This window comes from Delftia sp. ZNC0008, from assembly GCF_000799035.1.
In the GTDB taxonomy this organism is placed as follows: Bacteria; Pseudomonadota; Gammaproteobacteria; order Burkholderiales; family Burkholderiaceae_C; genus Comamonas; species Comamonas tsuruhatensis.
Window position 1 is genome coordinate 1 of sequence record NZ_JTKZ01000179.1, and the last position, 21,805, is coordinate 21,805.

The window sequence follows — 21,805 nt, forward strand, 5'->3', positions numbered from 1 at the left end:
GCCCAGGCCGCGCCGATCTGGGCCGGCACGCCTGCTGCCGCCCGCGCCGATGCGCTGGCCCGCGCCGCCGATCTGCTGGAGCAGCGCAGCCAGCCGCTGATGGGCCTGATCATGCGAGAGGCCGGCAAGACCCTGCCCAACGCGGTGGCCGAGATCCGCGAGGCGGTGGACTTCCTGCGCTATTACGGCGCCCAGGTAGCTGCGCATTTCGACAACGCCACGCAGCGCCCGCTGGGCGTGGTGCTGGCCATCAGCCCCTGGAATTTTCCGCTGGCCATCTTCTGCGGACAGGTGGCCGCAGCCCTGGCTGCCGGCAATACCGTGCTGGCCAAGCCCGCCGAGCAGACCCCGCTGACGGCCGCCGCCATGGTGGCCCTGCTGCACGAGGCCGGCGTGCCACGCGATGCACTGCAGCTGGTGCCCGGTGCGGGCGAGACCGTGGGCGCCGCCCTGGTGGCGCATCCGCTGGTGGCCGGCGTGATGTTCACGGGCTCCACCGAGGTGTCACGCCTGATTGCGCGCCAGCTGTCGCGCCGCCTGTCGCCCGCAGGCCGCCCCATTGCGCTGGTTGCCGAGACCGGCGGCCAGAACGCCATGGTGGTGGACTCCTCGGCCCTGGCCGAGCAGGTGGTGGCCGATGTGCTGGCCTCGGCCTTCGACTCGGCCGGCCAGCGCTGCTCTGCCCTGCGTCTGCTGTGCCTGCAGGAAGAGGTGGCCGACCGCACGCTGACCATGCTGCGCGATGCGCTGCAGGAGTGGACGCTGGGCAACCCCGACCGCCTGAGCACCGATGTGGGCCCCGTGATCGACGACGCGGCACGCCGCCAGATCGAGGAGCACATAGAGCAGATGGCCGCAGCGGGCCAGAAGGTCACCCGCGTGGAGCGCAAGGACGGCGTGCTCAACGGCCACTATGTGGCACCCGCCCTCATCGAGATCGACAGCACGGAGCGCCTGCAGCGCGAGGTCTTCGGCCCCGTGCTGCACGTGATCCGCTTCAGGCGTGAGCAGCTGGACGCGCTGGTCGATGGCATCAACGCCACCGGCTACGGCCTGACCTTCGGCGTGCACAGCCGCATCGACGAGACCATTGCCCACCTCACCCAGCGCGTGCATGCGGGCAACATCTATGTGAACCGCAATGTGATCGGCGCCATGGTGGGCGTGCAGCCCTTTGGCGGCATGGGCCTGTCGGGCACGGGCCCCAAGGCCGGCGGCCCGCTGTATCTGCACCGCTTGGTGCAGGGGCCTGCCAGCGCGGCGCTGTCGGTCTTCGCACGGGCGGAGTCGCCCGTCCAGGCGCCGCTGCAGCTGTTGGGCCTGCTGCGCGAGACGCTGTCCAAGGCGCCGCCGGATGCCATGTCCGCCGACGAGCAGGTGCAGGCCCTGGCCGCCTGTGACGCGGCAGCCTCCGCATCGCGCCTGGACGCGGCCATGCCGCTGCCCGGCCCCACGGGCGAATCCAACCGCTACCGCCTGCTGCCGCGCGGCCCCGTCTGGGCACTGCCGCGTACGCCGCTGGGCCTGGTGGCCCAGGTGGCAGCAGCCCTGGCCAGCGGCAACGCCTGCCATGCGGTGCTGCCCGACAACGGAACAGGCGCCGACAGCGGCTGCGCCGCCACCTGGCAGGCGCTGCGCGCCGCTGCGGGCGATGCCGGTGTGCCATGGCTGCACAGCGCCAGCGCCGACTCCCTGGGCGATTCGGCAGCGCCCATGGCGGCCTTGCTGTTCGAGGGCGATGGCGACGCCCTGCTGCAGGTCTGCGCCCAGGTCGCCGCGCGCGACGGTGCCCTGGTGCGCGTGGAAAGCCGCAACAGCGACGAGCTGCATGCGGGCCGCGGCTATGACCTGGCCGCGCTGTTCCACGAGCAATCCATCAGCACCAATACCGCTGCCGCAGGCGGAAACGCTCAACTGATGACCATGGCTTGAACCGCCGGGGCCGGCACAACCGGCCCCTGGCAAGCGCCCCGCACCACCCGAAAAAACACGACCAACGCAGGACACTTCAATGCAATTCAACTGGAACGACCCGACGGCGATCATGTTCGCCATCTACCTGGTCGCCATGCTCGGCATCGGCGCCATCGGCTACTTCAGCACCAAGAATCTTTCCGACTACATCCTGGGCGGCCGCAGCCTGGGCAGCTTCGTGACGGCGCTGTCGGCCGGTGCCTCGGACATGAGCGGCTGGCTGCTGATGGGCCTGCCCGGAGCCATCTACCTGTCCGGCCTGTCGGAAGCCTGGATCGCCATCGGCCTGATCCTGGGCGCCTACCTGAACTGGCGCCTGGTGGCGGCGCGGCTGCGCCTGTACACCGAGCGTGCCGGCAATGCGCTGACGCTGCCCGACTACCTGGCCAACCGCTTCGAGGATCACTCCAACGTGCTGCGCATCGTGACGGCCGTGGTGATTCTGGTGTTCTTCACGCTGTACTGCGCCTCGGGCGTGGTGGCGGGCGCGCGCCTGTTCGAGAACATGTTCGGCATGCCCTACAGCACGGCCCTGTGGGTGGGCGCGCTGTGCACCATCGCCTATGTGTTCATCGGCGGCTTCCTGGCCGTGAGCTGGACGGACACCATCCAGGCCTCGATGATGATCACGGCCCTGATCCTGGCGCCCGTGATCGCCTGGCTGGCCGTGCAGGGCCATCTGCAGCCGGGCCAGGACCTGCACGCCATCGTGGCGGCAGAGAAGTTCGACCTGTTCCGTGGCGCCAGCTTCGTGGGCGTGGTCTCGCTGCTGGCCTGGGGCCTGGGCTACTTCGGCCAGCCGCACATCCTGGTGCGCTTCATGGCGGCATCGTCGGTGCAGACCATTCCCTCGGCCCGCCGCATCAGCATGACCTGGATGATCCTGTGCCTGGCCGGCGCCGTGGCCGTGGGCTTCATCGGCATCCCCTACTTCGCGGCCAACCCCGCTGGCGCGGCCGCCGTGAACGCCAATGCCGAGACGGTGTTCATGGAAATCACCAAGCAGCTGTTCAACCCCTGGATCTCGGGCGCACTGCTGGCGGCCATCCTGGCAGCCGTGATGAGCACGCTGTCGTGCCAGCTGCTGGTGTGCTCCAGCGCGCTGACCGAAGACGTCTACCGCACCTTCCTGCGCAAGAACGCCAGCCAGATCGAACTGGTCTGGGTCGGCCGCGCCATGGTGCTGCTGGTGGCCTTGATCGCCATCGCCATCGCCAGCAACCCCGACTCCAAGGTGCTGGGCATGGTCAGCTACGCTTGGGCCGGCTTCGGCGCCGCCTTCGGCCCGGTGATCATCCTGTCGCTGTTCTGGAGCCGCATGACGCGCGGCGGCGCGCTGGCCGGCATCATCACCGGCGCCGTGACGGTGCTGGTGTGGAAGCAGTTCGGCTGGCTGGGCCTGTACGAGATCATCCCCGGCTTCATCCTGGCCTGGCTGGCCACGGTGGTCGTCAGCCGCATGGGCCCTGCGCCTTCGCAAAGCATCCTGAAAGCGCATGCGGCGGTGGAGAGCGAGTTCGAGCGGATCGGGGCACGCTGAGTGGTAATGAGCTGACCCGCTCCATCTGAACCCGACGCCCGATGACGCTTGCGCGCATCGGGCGTTTGTCATTTCAGCACCTATGGCATCGCCAAATCAGATGCACCTCAACGCACATGACGAGCGCTTTGTACGTGGTCGCCACAAGGGGAGTGGTCACTACAATCCATGGGCTCTTTTTTTTCATCGCCGGGCTGCCCCAGGATGAAAAGCGGCCCCCTGCGGGGGACCGCAGGCCTTGCCCTGCAAGGGGAGCGTGGGGGCCATTTTTCAACACACAACAAGTGAGACTGCCGCTATGCAAATGATCCGCCGCACCCTTCTTTCGACCTGCGTGGCCGCCATGGCGGCTGCTTCGGCTGGCGCCGTACTGGCCCAGACCAAGGAGGTCAAGGTGGGCTACGCCCTGGCCGTGAATTCGCACTACGGCGCGGCCGCCCAGGCCTGGGCCGATGCGGTGGAAAAGGGCACGAACGGCGCCTACAAGTTCAAGCAGTTCCCCGCGTCCGCCCTGGGCGGCGAGCGCGAGCTGATCGAGGGCCTGCAGCTGGGCACGGTGGAGGCGGCCATCGTCTCGACGGGCGCCATCAGCAACTTCGTGCCCGATGTGGGCGTGGTGGACATTCCCTTCCTGTTCCGCGACACGCAGCATGCGCGCGCCGTGCTGGACGGCGCCTTCGGCCAGGAGCTGCTGGCCAAGTTCAGCAAGCGCGGCCTGGTCGCGCTGGCCTGGGGTGAGCAGGGCTTTCGCCACCTGTCCAACAACAAGCACGCCGTCAACGGCGTGGCCGATCTCAAGGGCCTGAAGATCCGCGTGACCGAGAACCCCGTGCACATCACGGCCTTCCGCACGCTGGGCGCATCGCCCACGCCCATGTCCTGGCCCGAGGTGATCGGTGCGCTGCAGCAGGGCACGATCGACGGCCAGGAGAACCCGATCTCGGTGCTGGCCTCGGCCAAGCTGTGGCAGGTGCAAAAGCACCTGACGCTGACGGCCCATGTGTACGCGCCCATGGCCCTGCTGGTGTCGCCCTCGTTCTGGGGCACGCTGAACGACAGCCAGAAGGCGGCCTTCACGCAGGGCGCCAAGTCGGGCGCCATCGCTTCGCGCGTGTTCGTGGACACGGTGGAGAAGAAGGGCGTGGAAGAGGCCAAGAGCCACGGCATGCAGGTGGTGGAGAAGGTGGACCAGGCCGCCTTCCGCACCGCGCTGGAGCCGGCCTACAAGGAATACGCGAAGAAGTTCGGCCAGAAGACGCTGGACACCATCGCCAACGCCAAGTAATCCCCTGACGCATTGCGGGCTGCGGCCCGCAATGCAGGGCGCCCCGCTGCGGGCAACACCTGTGGCCCCGCACGGCGCCCGCGCCGATGATCTGACATCCGGCGGCAGCCCGGCCCTTGCGCCGCTCCCCTCCTGCCCTCGCCCATTCCTATGCTCAACCGAATCGAACGCGCCCTTGTGGCCTGCAACCGCTGGCTGCTGATCGTGCTGTTGCTGGCCATGGCCTGCATCGTGTTTGCCAATGTGGTGCTGCGCTACACCACGGGCGACTCCATTGTCTGGGCCGAGGAAGTGGCCCGGCACATGATGATCTGGGTCACCTTCCTGGGCGCGGGCCTGGTGCTGCGCTTCGGTGGCCATGTGGCCATCGACAACCTGCACCGCTCGGTGGGCACGCGCAAGGCGCAATGGCTTCGCCGCCTCGTGGTGCTGGGCGTGGGCCTGTTCTGCGCGGTGATGGCGGTGGCCTCGTCGCAGTACGTCTGGGCCACGCGCTTCCAGACCACGGCGGCCACGGACATTCCGATCTCCTTCGTCTACGCGGCCATGCCCGTGGGCTTCGTGCTGATGCTGGTGCATCTGCTGTTCATTGCGCGCGGGTATATCGCAGACGGCTCGTTCGCGGAGTCGGATGAGATGGATGCCGACGCAGCCGCATCGATCTGATCCACCAGGCAGACACATCATGGGTATCACGCTTTTCATCGCCATCATCGTCCTGCTCACGCTGGGCTTTCCGGTGGCCTTCGCGCTGGCGATCTCCGCTGCGCTGGCCGTCTTCGTGGGCGGCCGCTATCCGCAGCTCATCGTGTTCAAGGAGATGTTCACGGGCATAGACAGCTTTCCGCTGATGGCCGTGCCCTTCTTCATCCTGGCGGCCGAGCTGATGTCGGGCGGCGCGCTCACGCATGTGCTGCTGCGCTTTGCAGCGCAGTTCGTGGGCCATCTGCGCGGCGGCCTGGGCTATGCCAATGTGCTGTCACTGACGCTGTTCTCGGGCATTTCGGGCTCGGCCCTGGCCGATGCGGCCGGCCCCGGCTCGATGATGGTCAAGATGATGGACAAGGCCGGCTATGCACGCTCCTACGCGGCGGCGCTGACGGCCAGCACGGCCATCGTGGGGCCCATCATTCCGCCGTCGGTGAGCATGATCATCTACGCGCTGCAGGATGAGAACGTGTCGGTGGGCGGGCTGTTCATGGCCGGCTTCATCCCCGGCATCCTGATCGCGCTGGCCATGGCCGCCGTGAACTGGTGGGTGTGCAGGAAGCGCGACTACCGCTCCACCGAGCCGCGCCCTGACGGCCGCACGATGTGGATCAACAGCTTCAAGGCGATTCCCGCGCTGATGCTGATCGTGCTCATCGTGGTGGGCATCCGCTTCGGCATCTTCACGCCCACCGAGGCTTCGGTGGTGGCTGTGTTCTACGCCCTGGTCTGCGGCAAGTGGGTTTACCGCACGCTGCAGTGGTCGGCGCTGCCGGGCATTGCGGCGCGCTCGGCCATGCTGACGGCCTCGGTGCTGCTGGTGATGGCGACTTCGGCGGCCTTTGCCTGGGTGCTGACGGTGGAGGGCATTCCGCAGTACCTGTCCGAGCTGATCGTGAGCTGGGAGCTGTCGCCCACCCTGTTCCTGATCGCGGTGAACATCCTGCTGCTGGTGTTCGGCATCTTCATGGAGCCGCTGCCCGGCGTGATGATCCTGGTGCCCATCCTGGCGCCCATTGCGTTCAGCCTGGGCATCGATCCCACGCACTTCGCCATGGTGGTGATCGTGAACCTGACGCTGGGCATGATCACGCCGCCCGTGGGCGGGCTGCTGTTCGTGACCTCGGTGGCCACGCGCGTGTCCATCACCGATCTCACGCGCGAGATGCCGCTGTTCCTGCTGGCGCACTTCGTGGTGCTGTGCCTGCTGACCTTCATCCCCGCGCTGTCCACCTGGTTGCCGCATACGCTGGGCTTCCAGTGACGACAAGGGCCTCCGAGTGAGGCCCTTTTTTTTGCCGCCGGGCCGCCCCAAGGCAAAAAGCGCCCCCCTGGGGGGCAGCGGACCTTGCGCAGCAAGGGTAGCGTGGGGGCCTTATTTTGCCGCCGGGCCGCCCCAAGGCAAAAAGCGGCCCCCTTGGGGGGCAGCGGACCTTGCTCAGCAAGGGTAGCGTGGGGGCCTTTTTTCTGGGGTGCCCAGCGCCTCAGAAGAGCAGGCCGGCCATGCGCTGGGCCGTTTCCTTCAGGTGCGGCAGGCCCTCCAGCGCCTGCGCCAGCGGCATGCGCGCCTCGGGCGCATGTACGGCCAGCGTGGCGCGGCACTGGCCCTTGGCATCGCGCACGGGCACGGCCACGGCGATCATGCCGCGCATGAATTCCTCGCGGTCGCAGGAGTGGCCTTCGCGCACGATGCGCGCGCACTCCTGCGCCAGCGCCTCGGGCGTGGTCAGCGTGTTGGCCGTGCAGGCGGTGAGTTCCACGCTGTCCAGAATGGCGGCGCGCCGGGCCGCAGGCATATGGGCCAGGAACAGCTTGCCGCTGGCCGTGGCGTGGATGGGCACCATCGATCCGGCCTCCAGCTGGATGCGCAGCGGCCAGTGGGTCTCGACACGGTCCAGGTAGCGCACGCGCGTGCCGTCCAGCACGGTGAGGTTGCAGGTCTCGCCCAGACGGGCCACCAGCTGGGACAGCAGCTCATGGCGCAGGGCCTGCCGCGGGTCGGCTTGCAGGGCGCGCACGGCCAGGCTCAGCAGCTTGGGGCCCGGGGAGAAGCTGCGGTCACCCTCGTGGCGCAGCAGCCATTGCCGCGCCTCCAGGTGGGAGCACAGGCGCGAGGCCGTGGCCTTGGGCAGATTGAGCGCGGCGGCAATGTCCATGAGCCCCGGCGGGGCCTCGGCCTGGGTGACGAAATCGAGCACGGCCAGCGAGCGGTCGGAGACCGAGTTCGCTTCGTCCTGCCGTGTAGGGGTGGGGTCCGGGGCAGCGCTGGCAAGGGATGGCGGCATGGGGCGGTGTCGTGTCGTGTGGAAGGCCGGAAACGCTTTCGATCATGCCTGATCGCCAGGAGGCGGCAAGGGTTTGCGCGGGGTTGCAGTCCACGGTGGCAACGAATAAGTTTCATAAAAAGGAACAAATAGTTCCTTCAAAAGAAACTCAAAAGGAGCCACTGCATGCCAGACCCCATCGACAGCTATGACTACGTGATCGTGGGAGCAGGCTCTGCCGGCTGCGTGCTGGCCGCGCGCCTGTCCGAGGACCCGGCCACGCGCGTGCTGCTGCTGGAGGCCGGCCCGCCGGACCGCTCGCCCTGGATCCACCTGCCCATCGGCTACGGCAAGACCATGTGGAGCCCCGTCTACAACTGGAAGTTCGAGACCGACCCGGACCCCAACATGAACGGCAGGCGCATCTACTGGCCGCGCGGCCGCACGCTGGGCGGCAGCAGCTCCATCAACGGCCTGATCTACGTGCGCGGCCAGCGCGAGGACTACGACCACTGGGCGGCGCTGGGCAATGCGGGCTGGTCGTATGAGGAGGTGCTGCCCTACTTTGTGAAGTCCGAAGGCAATGCGCGCGGCGCCTTCCCGGGCCATGGCGCGGACGGGCCGCTCAAGGTCTCGGACATCGGCGCCCGGCATCCGCTGATCGAGGCCTTCATTGCCGGGGCAGGCCAGGTCGGCGTGCCCCGCACCGAGGATTTCAACGGCCGCGACCAGGAGGGCGCAGGCTACTACCAGCTCACCACCCACAAGGGCCTGCGCTGCAGCACGGCCAAGGCCTATCTGGGCGAGGCCCGGCGCCGCCCCAATCTGCGCATAGAGACCGATGCCATGGCCACGCAGCTGGTGCTGCGCGGCCGGCGCGCCACCGGCATCCGCTACCGGCAAGGCGGGCAGGAGCGCCAGGCCCAGGCGCGGGCCGAAGTGATTCTGTCGGCAGGCGCCATCCAGTCGCCGCAGCTGCTGCAACTGTCGGGCATAGGCCCGGCCGCGCTGTCGCAGTCCCTGGGGATTCCCGTGGTGCACGATCTGCCGGGCGTGGGCGAGAACCTGCAGGACCATCTTCAGATCCGCCTGGGCTACGAATGCAGCCAGTCCATCACCACCAATGACCAGCTCAATTCCTGGGTGGGCAGGACCAGGCTGGGGCTGGAGTGGCTGCTGTTCCGCTCGGGCGCGCTGGCCGTGGGCATCAACCAGGGCGGCTGCTTCATGCGTGCGCTCAGGGACGAGCAGGGCCGGCCCGTGGCGGACACGCCCGACATCCAGTTCCACGTCTCCACGCTGTCGGCCGACATGGCAGGCGGCCAGGTCCATCCGTACTCGGGCTTCACCATGTCGGTCTGCCAGCTGCGGCCCGAATCACGCGGGCAGTTGCGCATCCGCTCGCGCGATGCCTTCGAGCCGCCTTCCATCCAGCCCAACTACCTGGCCACCGACCTGGACCGCCGCACCAACGTGGCGGCGGTGCGCGCCGCACGCGCCATTGCCGACACGCCGGCCATGCGCCCCTTCGTGAAGCGCGAGGTCAAGCCCGGCCCCGATGCGCACAGCGATGCGGAGCTGCTGGAGTTCTGCCGCAACCACGGCGCCACCATCTTCCACCCCAGCGGCACCTGCCGCATGGGCAGCGACGCCCTGGCCGTGGTCGATGCGCGGCTGCGCGTGCATGGCATGGCCGGGCTGCGCGTGGTCGATTGCTCGGTCATGCCCACCCTGGTCTCGGGCAACACCAATGCGCCCGTGGTGATGATGGCCGAGAAGGCCGCCGACATGGTTCGCGAAGACAGGCACGGAGAGACAGGGCAGCTCAAGGTCGCATGACTGCCCGTTCCTGCATCCCGGCAATGCGACAGACAACCAGGAGACAGCATGACGACGGCAACCGATCCCAGGGTCATCCGCAAGGTGGTGACCTCCGCGCTCATCGGCGCAACCATCGAGTGGTATGACTTCTTCCTGTACGGCGTGGTCGCCGGCATCGTGTTCAGCAAGCTGTACTTTCCCAGCGACGATCCGCTGATCTCCACGCTGCTGGCCTACACCACCTTTGCCGTGGGCTTCGTCACACGGCCGCTGGGCGGGGTGATCTTCGGGCACTTCGGCGACCGCGTGGGGCGCAAGAGCATCCTGGTGGTCACGCTGATGATCATGGGCGTGTCCACCTTCCTGATCGGCCTGCTGCCCACGCATGCGCAGATCGGCGTGGCCGCGCCCATCCTGCTGCTGCTGTTGCGCGTGGCCCAGGGCATAGGCCTGGGCGGCGAATGGGGCGGCGCCGTGCTCATGGCCTACGAATACGCGCCCAAGGAAAAGCGGGGCTTCTACGCCTCCCTGCCCCAGGTGGGCCTGGCCATCGGCCTGTTCATGGCCTCGGGCGTGGTGGCCCTGCTGTCCTGGCTGTGTACCGAGGAGCAATTCATGGCCTGGGGCTGGCGCGTCGCGTTCCTGATCTCGGGCCTGATGGTGGCCGTGGGCATGTACATCCGCCTGCATGTGAAGGAGACGCCCGAATTCGCGGCCGTCAAGGCACGCAATGCCGAGACCGCGATTCCCTTCATGGACATGATGCGGCGCTATCCGGGCAATGTGCTCAAGGGCATGGGCGCACGCTATATCGACGGCGTTTTCTTCAACGTCTTCGGCGTGTTCTCGATCAGCTACCTGACCTCCACCCTGCAGATCAGCCGCACCGATGCATTGATCGGCGTGATGGTCGCCGCCGTGGTGATGTGCTTCACGATTCCACTGTTCGGCCGCCTGTCCGATCGCCTGGGCCGCAGCCGCGTGTATCTGTGGGGATCGCTGATCACCGCGGTCTCGGCCTTCCCGGCCTTCTGGCTCATGGCCCACAGCGGCGGCAATGTGCTGCTGATATGGATCGCCATCGTCGTGCCCTTCGGCATTCTCTACGCGGCGGTCTACGGTCCCGAGGCGGCCCTCTTCTGCGACCTGTTCGACGCCAAGGTGCGCTACACAGGCATTTCCTTCGTCTACCAGTTCTCGGGCATTTTCGCGTCCGGCATCACGCCCATCATTGCGACGGCGCTGGTCAAGACGGCCGGTGGCAGCCCGTGGCTGGTGTGCCTGTATGTGGTGTTGGCGGGAGCGGTATCGGCGTGGTGTGCCTGGGCGACCGGGAGGGATGGAGGCAGCACCCGTATCTATCAACCTGTCGAGAATGCCAGAGCCAGCCTGTGAACCGATGGATTCCATGCGATTTCAGGAAGGCTCAATCCTGTACGCCAGAAAATCAAATCACTGGCGTGCAAATCCATTCCAGGGATGCCGGCGGAAACTACCCGGCATTCAGCGCATTGCTTCTTTTTGTAAATACGTTAGATAGAATGCGCATGGATTTTCACATCTCAATAGAGAGACCATGTTCAAAAAAGTACTGGCTGCGGCCACCTTGCTGGGCTGCGGCTTGGCGCACGCATTCATGCCCAGCAATGGCACCTGGGTCGTGACCTCCGAACTCAACGGAAAGCCGGGCCGCGGGCTGGCCATCGATGCACAGAACGGCACGCTGGTCATGCAGATGTATGCCTACGAACCCAGCGGCCAGCCCACCTTCTACATGACCTCGGGCGCGCTGACCAACAACCGCTTTGCCGCTCCGCTGATCCGCTACAAGGGCGGCCGCTTTCTGGGCAGCGGCCCGATGTCAGGCTCCGAAGACCGGAACATGGGCCAGGTCAGCATGCGCTTCACCAGCGGCGTATCGGGTTTCATCACGCTGCCCGGCGAGCAGGAAGTGGCGATTTCGCGTTTCAACTTCGGTTACCCCGCCGTTGCATCCAGCCTGAGGGGACTCTGGGCGCTGACTTCGTTCGGCAGCGAAGGCGTTGCTTCCGAAGTGGTGAATATGCAGCTGCAAACGCCTGCCACCGCGAACGGCAATGGCCTGATGGAAACGGCGGACAGGCTGTTTGGTTGCGAACACCAGATCCGGGGCAATCTGGCGGGCGGCGTCCTGTGCGTCAAGGTCAACAACTACGGCCAATTGCTGCGCTCCTACTACTTCGTCTACAGCGTGAACGAGGGTGAAGGCAGCTCCCGCACCAATGGCACCCGCCCCGAACAGGTGCTGGTGGTCAAACGCCTGCTTGACCCGAAGGGCGTGGGCACAGGCATCGTCTACGCGGCCGATGCACCCGTGGACCCAGTGCCCACCGTGCTGCACGACATCATCGAGAACCTGTCCTTCAACGCCGCACCTCTGCCAGCCGAGCAGGAGTGACGCCCCCGCTGCCGGCTACCCCTCAGGACGGCGCCGGCAGCTGCTCCGCATGCCGCAGATCCACATGCGCCTGCAGGAAGTCGAGCACGGCGCGCGTGCGCGGGGGCAGGCGGTCGGGCTTGCCCAGGTAGACGGCGTGGATGGGTTCCAGGTCGCCCGTGTTGAATTCCTCCAGCACGGGCACCAGCCGGCCGGCGAGCACGTCGGCCCAGGCGTGGTACAGCGACAGGCGGGCCAGGCCCGTGCCGTGCAGCGCCAGCTCGCGCATCACATCGCCGTCGTTGACGCGCACCACCTCCCCGATATCGACGGCCACGCGCTGGCCGTCCACCAGAAACGGCCAGTGCGGTATGGCGCGCTGGTAGCTCCAGCCCAGGCGCACATGGTGGCCCAGCTCATCGGGATGGGTGGGCCGGCCCATGCGGGCCAGGTACTCCGGTGATGCCAGGATGACCTGGCGCGTGCGGCCCAGCAAGCGCGCGACCATGTCCGAGGGCGGAAGCTGGCCCCAGCGCACGGCGATGTCGGTGCCGGCCTCGACCAGGTCCACGATCTGGTCCGTGAAGCTCAGTTCCAGGCTCAGTCCGGGATGGCGCTGCAGCAATTGCGGCACCAGGGGCACGAGCAGCATTTTTCCGGTCGATGAGCTGGTGTTGATGCGCACCAGGCCGCGTGGTTCGCTGCGCACGGCCACGCAGGCCTCCAGTTCCTCCAGGTCGGCCAGCACGCGCTTGCCGCGCTCGAACAGCTGGCAGCCTTCGGGCGTGAGATGCAGGCGCCGCGTGCTGCGCTGCAGCAGCTGCACGCCCAGGCGCGCCTCCAGCCGCGACATGCTTTTGCTCACGGCCGAGGGGGAGATGCCCAGGTGGCGCGCAGCGGCCGAGAGGCTGCCGCGCTCGGCGACCAGGATCAGCATTTCCAGCTCGGCAAAGCGGTTGGCATCGGCGCTGCCCGTGTCGGCGGCGGCGAGAGGAACAAGTGCGGGCATGGTGTCTCCGAGAAAAGGATCATCTATTCCACACAGGAACAGATCCGTTTCCATTATTCCATCTACACAAAGGTATGTTGCAGTGCGACATTACTGGACATCACACCAAGGATCACAAGGAATCCGTCCATGCCTCTTTCCCTACTCGCCCTGGCGGCCGGTGCCTTTGGCATCGGCACCACGGAATTCATCATCATGGGCCTGCTGACCCAGGTCAGCCAGGATCTTCACATCAGCATTCCCACGGCGGGCTCGCTGATTTCGGGCTACGCCATCGGCGTGGCCGTGGGCGCGCCCGTGCTCACGCTGCTGACGCGCCAATGGCCGCGCAAGCGCCTGCTGCTGGCGCTGATGCTGATCTTCATCGCCGGCAACCTGGCCGCCGCGTTTGCACCCAGCTATGAATGGCTGATGTCGGCGCGCGTGCTGACCTCGCTGACCCACGGCACCTTCTTCGGCGTTGGCGCCGTGGTGGCCACGGGCCTGGTGCCGGTGGACAAGAAGGCGTCGGCGATTGCGCTGATGTTCTCGGGCCTGACCCTGGCCACCCTGCTGGGCGTGCCTGCCGGCGCCTGGATCGGCCAGATGTTCGGCTGGCGCAGCGCCTTCCTCGCCGTGGCCGCGATCGGCGTGCTGGCCTTTGCCATCCTGGCCGCCTTCGTGCCGCGCGACCAGGGCCGCCCCGAGGTCACGCCGCTGGCGCAGGAGCTTGCCGTGCTGGCCAACGGCCAGGTCTGGCTGGGCCTGGGCATCACAGCCTTCGGCTTTGCGGGTGTGTTTGCGCTCTACACCTATGTGGAGCCGCTGCTGACCCAGGTGACCCGCATGGGCGACAGCCTGGTGGCACTGACCCTGCTGCTGTTCGGCGCGGGCCTGGCCGCAGGCAATCTGCTGGGCGGCAAGCTGGCCGACCGGGGCGTGATGCGCGCCCTGGTGTGGAGCATTGCGGCGCTGATGGTGGTGCTGGCGGCAGGCCGCTGGGCCTTCGGGAACCAGGCCGTGGCCATGGCCTATGTGATCGTGCTGGGCGTCGTGGCCTTCGCCACGGTGGCCCCCATGCAGATGCGCGTGCTGGACCAGGCCGGCCCCCAGGGCGCCAACCTGGTCTCCAGCCTGAACATTGCGGCCTTCAACCTGGGCAATGCCCTGGGTGCCTGGGTCGGCGGCCTGGCCCTGGCCGGTGGCCTGGGCCTGGTCAACCTGGGCTGGGCCGCCGCCGCGCTGACGGCCGTGGGCCTGGTGCTGGTCTTCTGGAGCAGCCGCCTGCCCGCAGGCTCCGCACGCAGCGCAGGTGTGGCCTGCGCCTGAGGCTCAACGGGCCAGCACGGGCTTGAGCGCCTTGCCCGTGTGCGTGCCCGCAGCCACCAGATCCTCGGGCGTGCCGGCCGCAATGATGCGGCCGCCGTCCTTTCCGCCTTCGGGGCCGAGGTCGATGATCCAGTCGGCCTCGGCGATCACGTCCAGGTCATGCTCGATGACGACCACGCTGTGGCCCGCATCGACCAGGCGATGCAGCACGCGGATGAGCTTGTCCACATCGGCCATGTGCAGGCCCACCGTGGGTTCGTCCAGCACATAGAGCGTGTGCGGCGCCTTGTTGCCGCGCCGGGTCACGTCGTCGCGCACCTTGGTCAGCTCGGTGACGAGCTTGATGCGCTGGGCTTCGCCGCCCGACAGCGTGGGCGAGGGCTGGCCCAGCGTGAGATAGCCCAGTCCCACGTCCTTGAGCAACTGCAGCGGGTGGGCGATGCTGGGCATGCTGGCGAAGAACTCGACGGCCTCGTCCACCTCCATCTGCAGCACGTCGCCAATGCTCTTGCCGCGCCAGGAGACGGCCAGGGTCTCGGGGTTGAAGCGCGCGCCGTGGCAGACCTCGCAGGGCACCTTCACGTCGGGCAGGAAGCTCATCTCGATGGTGCGCATGCCCTGGCCCTCGCAGGCCGGGCAGCGGCCTTCGCCGGTGTTGAACGAGAAGCGGCCGGCCGCGTAGCCGCGCGCCTTGGCCTCCAGCGTTTCGGCATAGAGCTTGCGGATGGTGTCCCAGAAGCCGATGTAGGTGGCCGGGCAGCTGCGCGGGGTCTTGCCGATGGGGGTCTGGTCCACTTCCAGCACGCGGTCAATGCCTTCGAAGCCCTGCAGGCCCTTGCAGCCCGACAGCGCAGGCGCCTTGCCCGCGTCCATGGCATCGCGCCCGGCCTTGGTGGCGCGCTGGCCCACCCAGGCGGCCACATTGGCCAGCATCACGTCGCGCGCCAGCGTGGACTTGCCCGAGCCGCTGACGCCGGTGACGGCCACCAGGCGCTTGAGCGGCACGCGCGCATCCACGTTCTGCAGGTTGTGCAAATGGGCGCCGCGCACGGTCAGCCAGTCCAGTGCGTCGGAGGCGGGTTCGGCGTCGACAACGACAGGCACGGCCTTCTTTTTGGATTTGGATACCTTGACAGGCGCGGGTTCCGGCACCGGTTCGGCCACTGCTGCAAGCTCGGCGGCCGCCTGCGGCGGCTGGCCTTCGCCCACCCAGCGGCGCGGCTGGAACGGGTGGCGCATGGCGTGCAGCAGGTAGCGGCCCGTGATGGAGTCCTCGGCCGCCATGATGTCGGCCGCCGTGCCCTGGGCCACCAGGCGGCCGCCGCGTATGCCGGCGCTGGGGCCGATGTCGATGATGTGGTCGGCGCGGCGGATGGTGTCTTCGTCATGCTCGACCACGACCAGGGTGTTGCCCTTGTCGCCCAGCTTGTGCAGGGCGTTGAGCAGGATCTGGTTGTCGCGCGCATGCAGGCCGATGGTGGGTTCGTCCAGCACATAGCACACGCCCTGCAGGTTGCTGCCCAGTTGCGCGGCCAGGCGGATGCGCTGGGCCTCGCCGCCCGACAGCGTGGGCGCGCCACGGTCCAGCGTCAGGTAGCCCAGGCCCACTTCCTCGAGGAATTCGAGGCGGCTCTGGATCTCGGGAATGAGGTCGCGGGCAATGTCGGCCTCGCGGCCCGACATCGCCAGCGCCTGCACCCATTGGCGCACGTCGTTGACCGACAGCTGGGCGATCTCGGCAATGCCCACGCCATGGAAGCGCACGGCGCGTGCCGTGGCGTTCAGGCGTGTGCCCTGGCAGGTGGGGCAGGTCACTTCGGCCAGGTCTTCGATTTCCTGGCCTTCGAACTTGACTTCGCGGCCCCGGTTGTCCTCGACCAGCAGGGTGTCGTCATAGACCTTGCGCTGGTCCTTGGTGAGCTTGACGCCCGTGCCCACGCAGTCAGGGCACCAGCCGTGCTTGCTGTTGTAGGAAAACAGGCGCGGGTCCAGCTCGGCATAGCTGGTGGCACAGACCGGGCAGGCGCGCTGGGTGGAGAACACCTGCAGGCTGCCGATGCCGGCCGTGCTCCGGCCGCCGGCCATGGCATCGGCCAGGTTGTCCAGGCCGGACAGCACATGCAGCACGCCCTTGCCTGTTTCCAGCGCCTGCGCCAGGTGGCCGCGCAGCTCGCGCTCGCTGGCCGCCGTGACGGTGACGCTGGCCACGGGCAGCTCGATGGTGTGTTCCTTGAAGCGGTCGATGCGCGGGAATCCCGTGGTGGGCAGGAATTCGCCGTCCACTCGCAGATGGGTGTAGCCGCGTGGCCGAGCCCAGTCGGCCAGCTCGGTGTAGACGCCCTTGCGGTTGACCACCAGCGGTGCCAGCAGGCCGATGGTCTGGCCCCGGAACTGCGTGAGCAGCTGGGCCGCGATGCTTTCCTCCGTCTGCGGCTGCACCGCGGCGCCGTCGTGGATGCAGTGCTGCGTGCCCAGCTTGACGTAGAGCAGGCGCAGGAAGTGCCAGACCTCGGTGGTCGTGCCCACGGTGGACTTGCGCCCGCCGCGCGACAGGCGCTGCTCGATGGCCACGGTGGGCGGAATGCCGTAGACCGCATCCACCTCGGGCCGGCCCGCAGGCTGGACGATGGAGCGCGCATAGGCGTTGAGCGATTCCAGGTAGCGTCGCTGCCCTTCGTTGAACAGGATGTCGAAGGCCAGCGTGGACTTGCCCGAGCCCGAGACGCCCGTCACCACGTTGAACTTGCCGCGCGGGATCTCCACCGACAGCTGCTTGAGGTTGTGCTCCTTGGCGTTGACGATCTCGATGGCATTCCTGGCGGCCGCCCCCGACATGGCATGCGCCTTGCGCTGGCTCTTGTAGAGCATGGGGGCGACCTCGCGCACGGCCTCGCCGCCCACGCCCATGGCCAGGTCGTACTCGCGCAGCGCCTGGGCCGTGTGCGAGCCAGGCACCTGGCGCACTTCCTCGGGCGTGCCCTGGGCCACGATGGCGCCGCCGCCGTCGCCGCCTTCGGGACCGAGGTCGATCAGCCAGTCGCTGGCACGGATCACGTCCAGGTTGTGCTCGATGACGATCAGCGAATGGCCGGCCTCCAGCAGCTTGCGCAGCGCGCGCATGAGCTTGGCGATGTCGTCGAAGTGCAGGCCCGTGGTGGGCTCGTCGAACAGGAACAATGTGCCCTTCTTGGCCAGCGCCTGCTTCGACTTGGCCTGGGCCTTGGCGGCCTCCGCCAGGAAGCCCGCGAGCTTGAGGCGCTGGGCCTCGCCGCCCGACAGCGTGGGCACGGGCTGGCCCAGCTTCACGTATTCAAGGCCCACATCGACGATGGGCTGCAGGGCGCGGATGACCTCGCGGTCCTGGGCGAACAGCAGGGCCGCCTCGGCCACGGTGAGCTCCAGCACATCGGCCACGTTGAGCTTGCGCGGCTGCAGCTCGCCGGCCGCGTGGCGCTCGATCGTGACTTCCAGGATCTCGGGGCGGTAGCGCGTGCCGTTGCAGTCGGGACAGCGCAGGTAGACATCGGAGAGGAACTGCATCTCCACATGCTCGAAGCCCGAGCCGCCGCAGGTGGGGCAGCGGCCATCGCCGCTGTTGAAGCTGAACTTGGCGGCCGTATAGCCTCGCTGGCGCGACAGCGGCGCAATGGCGAACAGCTCGCGGATGGAGTCCCAGGCGCCCACGTAGCTGGCCGGGTTGGAGCGCGCCGTCTTGCCGATGGGCGACTGGTCCACGAACATCACGTCGCTCAGGTGGTCGGCGCCCAGCAGGCGCTCGAAGGCGCCGGCCGCATCCGTGGGCTTGCCGAAGTGGCGCATCAGCGCGGGCACCAGCACGTCCTGGATCAGCGTGGACTTGCCCGAGCCGCTGACGCCGGTGATGGTGACCAGTCGCTGCAGCGGAAAGTCCACGTCGATGCTGCGCAGGTTGTGCTCGCGCGCGCCTTCGAGGATGAGGCGCGGCGTGGACTCGGTCACCATGCGCTTGAGGCCGAAGCCCACCTGCTTGCGGCCGCCCAGGTAGGCGCCGGTCAGCGTGTCGGCATGGCGCAGGTCGTCGGGCGTGCCGTCGAAGACGATCTGGCCGCCGCGCGCGCCGGGGCCGGGGCCCATGTCGATCATGCGGTCGGCCGCGAACATCACGGCCGGGTCGTGCTCGACCACGACCAGGGTGTTGCCTGCATCGCGCAGGCGCTGCATGGCCTCGGTGATGCGTTCCATGTCGCGCGGGTGCAGGCCGATGCTGGGCTCGTCGAGCACGAACAGGGTGTTCACCAACGAGGTGCCCAGGGCCGTTGTCAGGTTGATGCGCTGCACCTCGCCGCCCGACAGCGTGCGGCTCTGGCGGTCCAGCGTGAGGTAGCCGATGCCCACGTCGCACAGGTACTGCACGCGCGCCATGATTTCGGCGTGCAGCATCTTGAGGGCCTGGGCCTCGCCGTCATGCAGCGGGGCATCGGCAGCCGGCGCCAGCTGCTGGAAGAAATCACGCAGCCGCACCAGGGGCAGCTGCATCAGGTCGTGCAGGCACAGGCCCGGCAGCGCTTCCAGCTGCTCGCGGCTCCAGGCCACGCCCTTCGGCATGAAGCGGCGGTAGCTGCCTTCGTCGCCGGGCGGCAGCACAGCATCGGCGGCCTGCTTGCCGCCCAGGCGCCACAGCAGGCTTTCGGTCTTCAGCCGCGCGCCGCCGCAGGTGGGGCATTCGGTATAGCTGCGGTACTTGGACAGCAGCACCCGGATGTGCATCTTGTAGGCCTTGCTCTCCAGGTATTCGAAGAAGCGCTTGATGCCGTACCAGGTCTGGGTCCACTTGCCATTCCAGTTGGGCGAGCCGTCCAGCACCCAGCTCTTTTGCGCGTCGGTGAGCTTGGCCCAGGCCGTGTCGCGCGGAATGCCTTCGGCCTCGGCGTGGCGCATCATGTCGTCCTGGATCTCCTTCCAGGCCGGTGTCTGCACGGGCTTGATGGCGCCCGTGCGCAGGGTGAGCTTGTCGTTGGGGATGACCAGCCCCCAGTCCACGCCGATCACGCGGCCAAAGCCCCGGCAGGCCTCGCAGGCGCCCACGGCGGAGTTGAAGGAGAACAGCGAGGGAATCGGCTCCTGGTAGCTCAGGCCGCTTTCGGGGCAATGCAGGCCCAGCGAGAACTTCCACAGCTGGGGTTCGGTGGGCTGGGCACCTGCGGCTTCCACGGCGGATTCAGGCAGCACATAGACCGTCATGTGGCCGCTGCCGCGCTTGAGTGCCACCTCGATGGCCTCGTAGGCGCGGGCGCGCTCGACGTTGCCCAGGCGGAAGCGGTCGGCCACCACGTCCAGCATCTTGACCTTGAGCGGCGCCGCCGCCTTGGCCTTCTTGCCCTTGGCGTCTGCGGCAGGCTCCACCGCGCCGGCCTTCTCGGCCTCGCGCTCGGCCTGGACCTTGGTGAAGCCGCTGGCCGACAGCCATTGCTCCACCTCGGCAGCCGTGGTGTTGGCGGGCAGCTCGACGGGGAAGGTGATGGCGATGCGCGGATCACCGGCCTGCCGGCAACGCTCGGCCAGCTCCTCCAGCACGCTGTCGGGCGTGTCGTGGCGCACGGGCACGGCGGTGTCGCGGTCGAACAGCTGCGCCGCACGCGCGAACAGCAGCTTCAGGTGGTCGTTGAGCTCGGTCATCGTGCCCACGGTGGAGCGCGAGTTGCGGACGGGATTGGTCTGGTCGATGGCGATGGCCGGCGGCACACCTTCCACACGGTCCACGGCCGGCTTGTCCATGCGGTCCAGGAACTGCCGCGCATAGGCCGAGAAGGTCTCGACATAGCGGCGCTGGCCTTCGGCATACAGGGTATCGAACACCAGGCTGGACTTGCCCGAGCCGCTGGGCCCCGTGACCACGGTCAGCTCGCCGGTACGGATGTCGAGATCCAGGTTCTGGAGATTGTGCTGGCGTGCGCCGCGAATTCGAATCAGACCGTGCGTCATGGATGTTGTGTGGTCAGTGGGAGCCAAACATTCTAGGCAGTCCATGCGTCAGGCATCGGACGCTTCTCAATACCTGTATTTTCATACAGGTTAAACAAAAAAAACGCCTCCTCAACGCATCCGCGCGACCATAAAAAAACCCCGGAACCAGTCCGGGGCTCGTGCCTCTTTCAAGGTCTTACTTGGCCATCTGCACGGAGGCAGGCATGGCCTGCCCGTCCGGCACGCCCTTCACCTGGGTGATGGCCAGCAGCGACACGACAACAAAGGCCAGGCAACCGGCCGCGATGATCCTCATGGGTATTTCCTTGATCAGGCTGTGAAAAGACGGGCCCAGACAAAAAGGCCCCGCACCTTTCGGTACGAGGCCTGATGGCAGGCAGGTGCTGATTGGAACAGACCTGCTTTGCTCGCGGCTTACGCCGCGCGCCGATCAGAATGCGTGACGCACGCCGACGGCGAAGGACGAGAAGTCCGCGCCCTTCACGCCGGTCATGTAGTTGGCGCCGGCCTTGTTGTCCACCTTGGTGTAGTAGCCGTAGACCTTGGTGCGCTTGCTCAGGTTGTAGTTGTAGCCCAGGGTCCACTGGTTGGCGCCGGAGTCGGCAATGTTGCTCCACTTGTTGGCGTGGCCCAGGTTCACGTGGAACTCGGAAGCGCCCAGGGTGTACATGCCCGACAGACGGAAGTTGTTGCGCGTGCCGCGGATTTCTTCGTCGTTGCGCTGGTAGTAGCCGCCCAGCACGAACTGACCGAGAGTGTAGGCAGCGCGGAAGGCCAGCTGCTTGTCTTCGTCGAACTGGCTGTAGCCGGCGCCCAGGGCCAGGGGGCCCACGTTGTAGTTGGCGGCCAGGTCGTAGCCGTTCTTCTTCTTGGCCAGGGCGGTGGCCTTCTCGTGCATGGAGACCGAGCCTTCCACCGTCAGGCCGCCGAAGTTGGGCGTGGTGTAGGAGATCTTGTTGGCGGTGCCCAGGCCGCTGGCGAACCAGACGGGATCGAAGTACAGCGCGTCGGAGGACGAACCCGTGTCATGGTTGTGCATGCTCACGTAGTCGGCCGTGGCGAAGTACGAGCCGGGGAAGAAGTTGCCCAGGCGCAGCATACCGAAGTTGCCCGACAGGTTCACTTCGCTCTGGCGGCCGAAGGTCAGCGCGCCGGTGGAGGAGGAGCCCATGCCGGTGTCGGAAGCGAAGCCGCTTTCCAGCACGAAGCCGGCCTTCAGGCCGCCGCCCAGATCTTCGACACCGCGCATGCCCCAACGCGAGGAGTTGTTCTCCATCTTGCTGACGCTTTCGTCACCGATCTTCTGGCGCTCGATCGTGGTGTTGATACGGCCATAGATCGTGACGCTGCTTTGCGCCATCACGGTGGTGGAACCCAGCACGGCCAGCACGGCCAGGGCAACGCGGTTCATCTTGATCATCTCGGCATCTCCTTGGGATTGTTGAGTGGGTATTCTTGAAATCTCAGGGCCGACTCCGGCTCTAGATCAGTGCCATTTGCGGCTGCTGCGAATTCT

At 67.3% G+C, this 21,805-nt stretch carries 13 protein-coding genes; 9 read left to right on the plus strand and 4 right to left on the minus strand.

Translation table 11 applies throughout. The annotated features are described in order from the left end of the window. The 5 genes from L995_RS05895 to L995_RS05915 form a co-directional block, all read left to right on the plus strand. Window positions 1-1,932: L-glutamate gamma-semialdehyde dehydrogenase (locus L995_RS05895; RefSeq protein ID WP_047470108.1), on the plus strand; the 1,932-nt coding region annotated here is incomplete at its 5' end. Between the two features lie 79 nt (window positions 1,933-2,011). Then, window positions 2,012-3,514: a sodium/proline symporter PutP gene (gene putP, locus L995_RS05900; RefSeq protein ID WP_047470111.1), complete on the plus strand. Its 1,503-nt coding sequence runs from the start codon at window positions 2,012-2,014 to the stop codon at window positions 3,512-3,514. Window positions 3,515-3,812: 298 nt separating this feature from the next. Further along, complete coding sequence (locus L995_RS05905; protein WP_016450058.1) at window positions 3,813-4,799, plus strand: TRAP transporter substrate-binding protein; 987 nt, start codon at window positions 3,813-3,815, stop codon at window positions 4,797-4,799. A 150-nt stretch (window positions 4,800-4,949) separates the two neighbouring features. Continuing rightward, window positions 4,950-5,465, plus strand: coding sequence for a TRAP transporter small permease (locus L995_RS05910; protein WP_013800419.1), 516 nt, complete (start codon window positions 4,950-4,952; stop codon window positions 5,463-5,465). Between the two features lie 19 nt (window positions 5,466-5,484). After that, the gene (locus tag L995_RS05915; protein ID WP_047327929.1) at window positions 5,485-6,771 is read left to right on the plus strand and encodes a TRAP transporter large permease; all 1,287 of its coding nucleotides are present in this window, start codon (window positions 5,485-5,487) and stop codon (window positions 6,769-6,771) included. Between the two features lie 220 nt (window positions 6,772-6,991). Here the strand turns inward: L995_RS05915 and L995_RS05920 are convergent, their stop codons facing one another. Then, window positions 6,992-7,792 carry an IclR family transcriptional regulator gene (locus tag L995_RS05920; RefSeq protein WP_047470115.1) on the minus strand — a complete coding sequence of 267 codons (801 nt, stop codon included), beginning with the start codon at window positions 7,790-7,792 and terminating at the stop codon, window positions 6,992-6,994. A 165-nt stretch (window positions 7,793-7,957) separates the two neighbouring features. Here L995_RS05920 and L995_RS05925 point away from each other — a divergent pair, with 165 nt between their 5' ends. The 3 genes from L995_RS05925 (at window position 7,958) to L995_RS05935 (ending at window position 12,029) form a co-directional block, all read left to right on the plus strand. Continuing rightward, window positions 7,958-9,610, plus strand: a complete 1,653-nt coding sequence (locus L995_RS05925) for a GMC family oxidoreductase (RefSeq protein WP_047470117.1) — start codon at window positions 7,958-7,960, stop codon at window positions 9,608-9,610. A 48-nt stretch (window positions 9,611-9,658) separates the two neighbouring features. Continuing rightward, window positions 9,659-10,987 carry an MFS transporter gene (locus tag L995_RS05930; protein WP_047470121.1) on the plus strand — a complete coding sequence of 443 codons (1,329 nt, stop codon included), beginning with the start codon at window positions 9,659-9,661 and terminating at the stop codon, window positions 10,985-10,987. Between the two features lie 181 nt (window positions 10,988-11,168). Next, window positions 11,169-12,029 (plus strand): hypothetical protein, encoded by an 861-nt coding sequence (locus L995_RS05935; RefSeq protein WP_047470124.1) that lies wholly within the window; start codon window positions 11,169-11,171, stop codon window positions 12,027-12,029. Between the two features lie 22 nt (window positions 12,030-12,051). On the opposite strand, the gene L995_RS05940 is transcribed toward L995_RS05935, so the two are convergent. Continuing rightward, window positions 12,052-13,017 (minus strand): LysR family transcriptional regulator, encoded by a 966-nt coding sequence (locus tag L995_RS05940; RefSeq protein ID WP_047470127.1) that lies wholly within the window; start codon window positions 13,015-13,017, stop codon window positions 12,052-12,054. A gap of 129 nt (window positions 13,018-13,146) precedes the next feature. On the opposite strand from L995_RS05940, the gene L995_RS05945 reads away from it, so the two are divergent. Next, the gene (locus L995_RS05945; protein WP_012207748.1) at window positions 13,147-14,325 is read left to right on the plus strand and encodes an MFS transporter; all 1,179 of its coding nucleotides are present in this window, start codon (window positions 13,147-13,149) and stop codon (window positions 14,323-14,325) included. A gap of 3 nt (window positions 14,326-14,328) precedes the next feature. Here L995_RS05945 and uvrA read toward each other — a convergent pair whose 3' ends face one another. Together uvrA and L995_RS05955 are read right to left on the minus strand one after the other, a co-directional pair. Next, window positions 14,329-20,286, minus strand: coding sequence for an excinuclease ABC subunit UvrA (uvrA, locus tag L995_RS05950; RefSeq protein WP_047470131.1), 5,958 nt, complete (start codon window positions 20,284-20,286; stop codon window positions 14,329-14,331). A 433-nt stretch (window positions 20,287-20,719) separates the two neighbouring features. Next, on the minus strand, window positions 20,720-21,709 hold the full coding sequence (locus tag L995_RS05955) for a porin (RefSeq protein ID WP_016450048.1): 990 nt from the start codon (window positions 21,707-21,709) through the stop codon (window positions 20,720-20,722). Window positions 21,710-21,805: the final 96 nt, after the last annotated feature.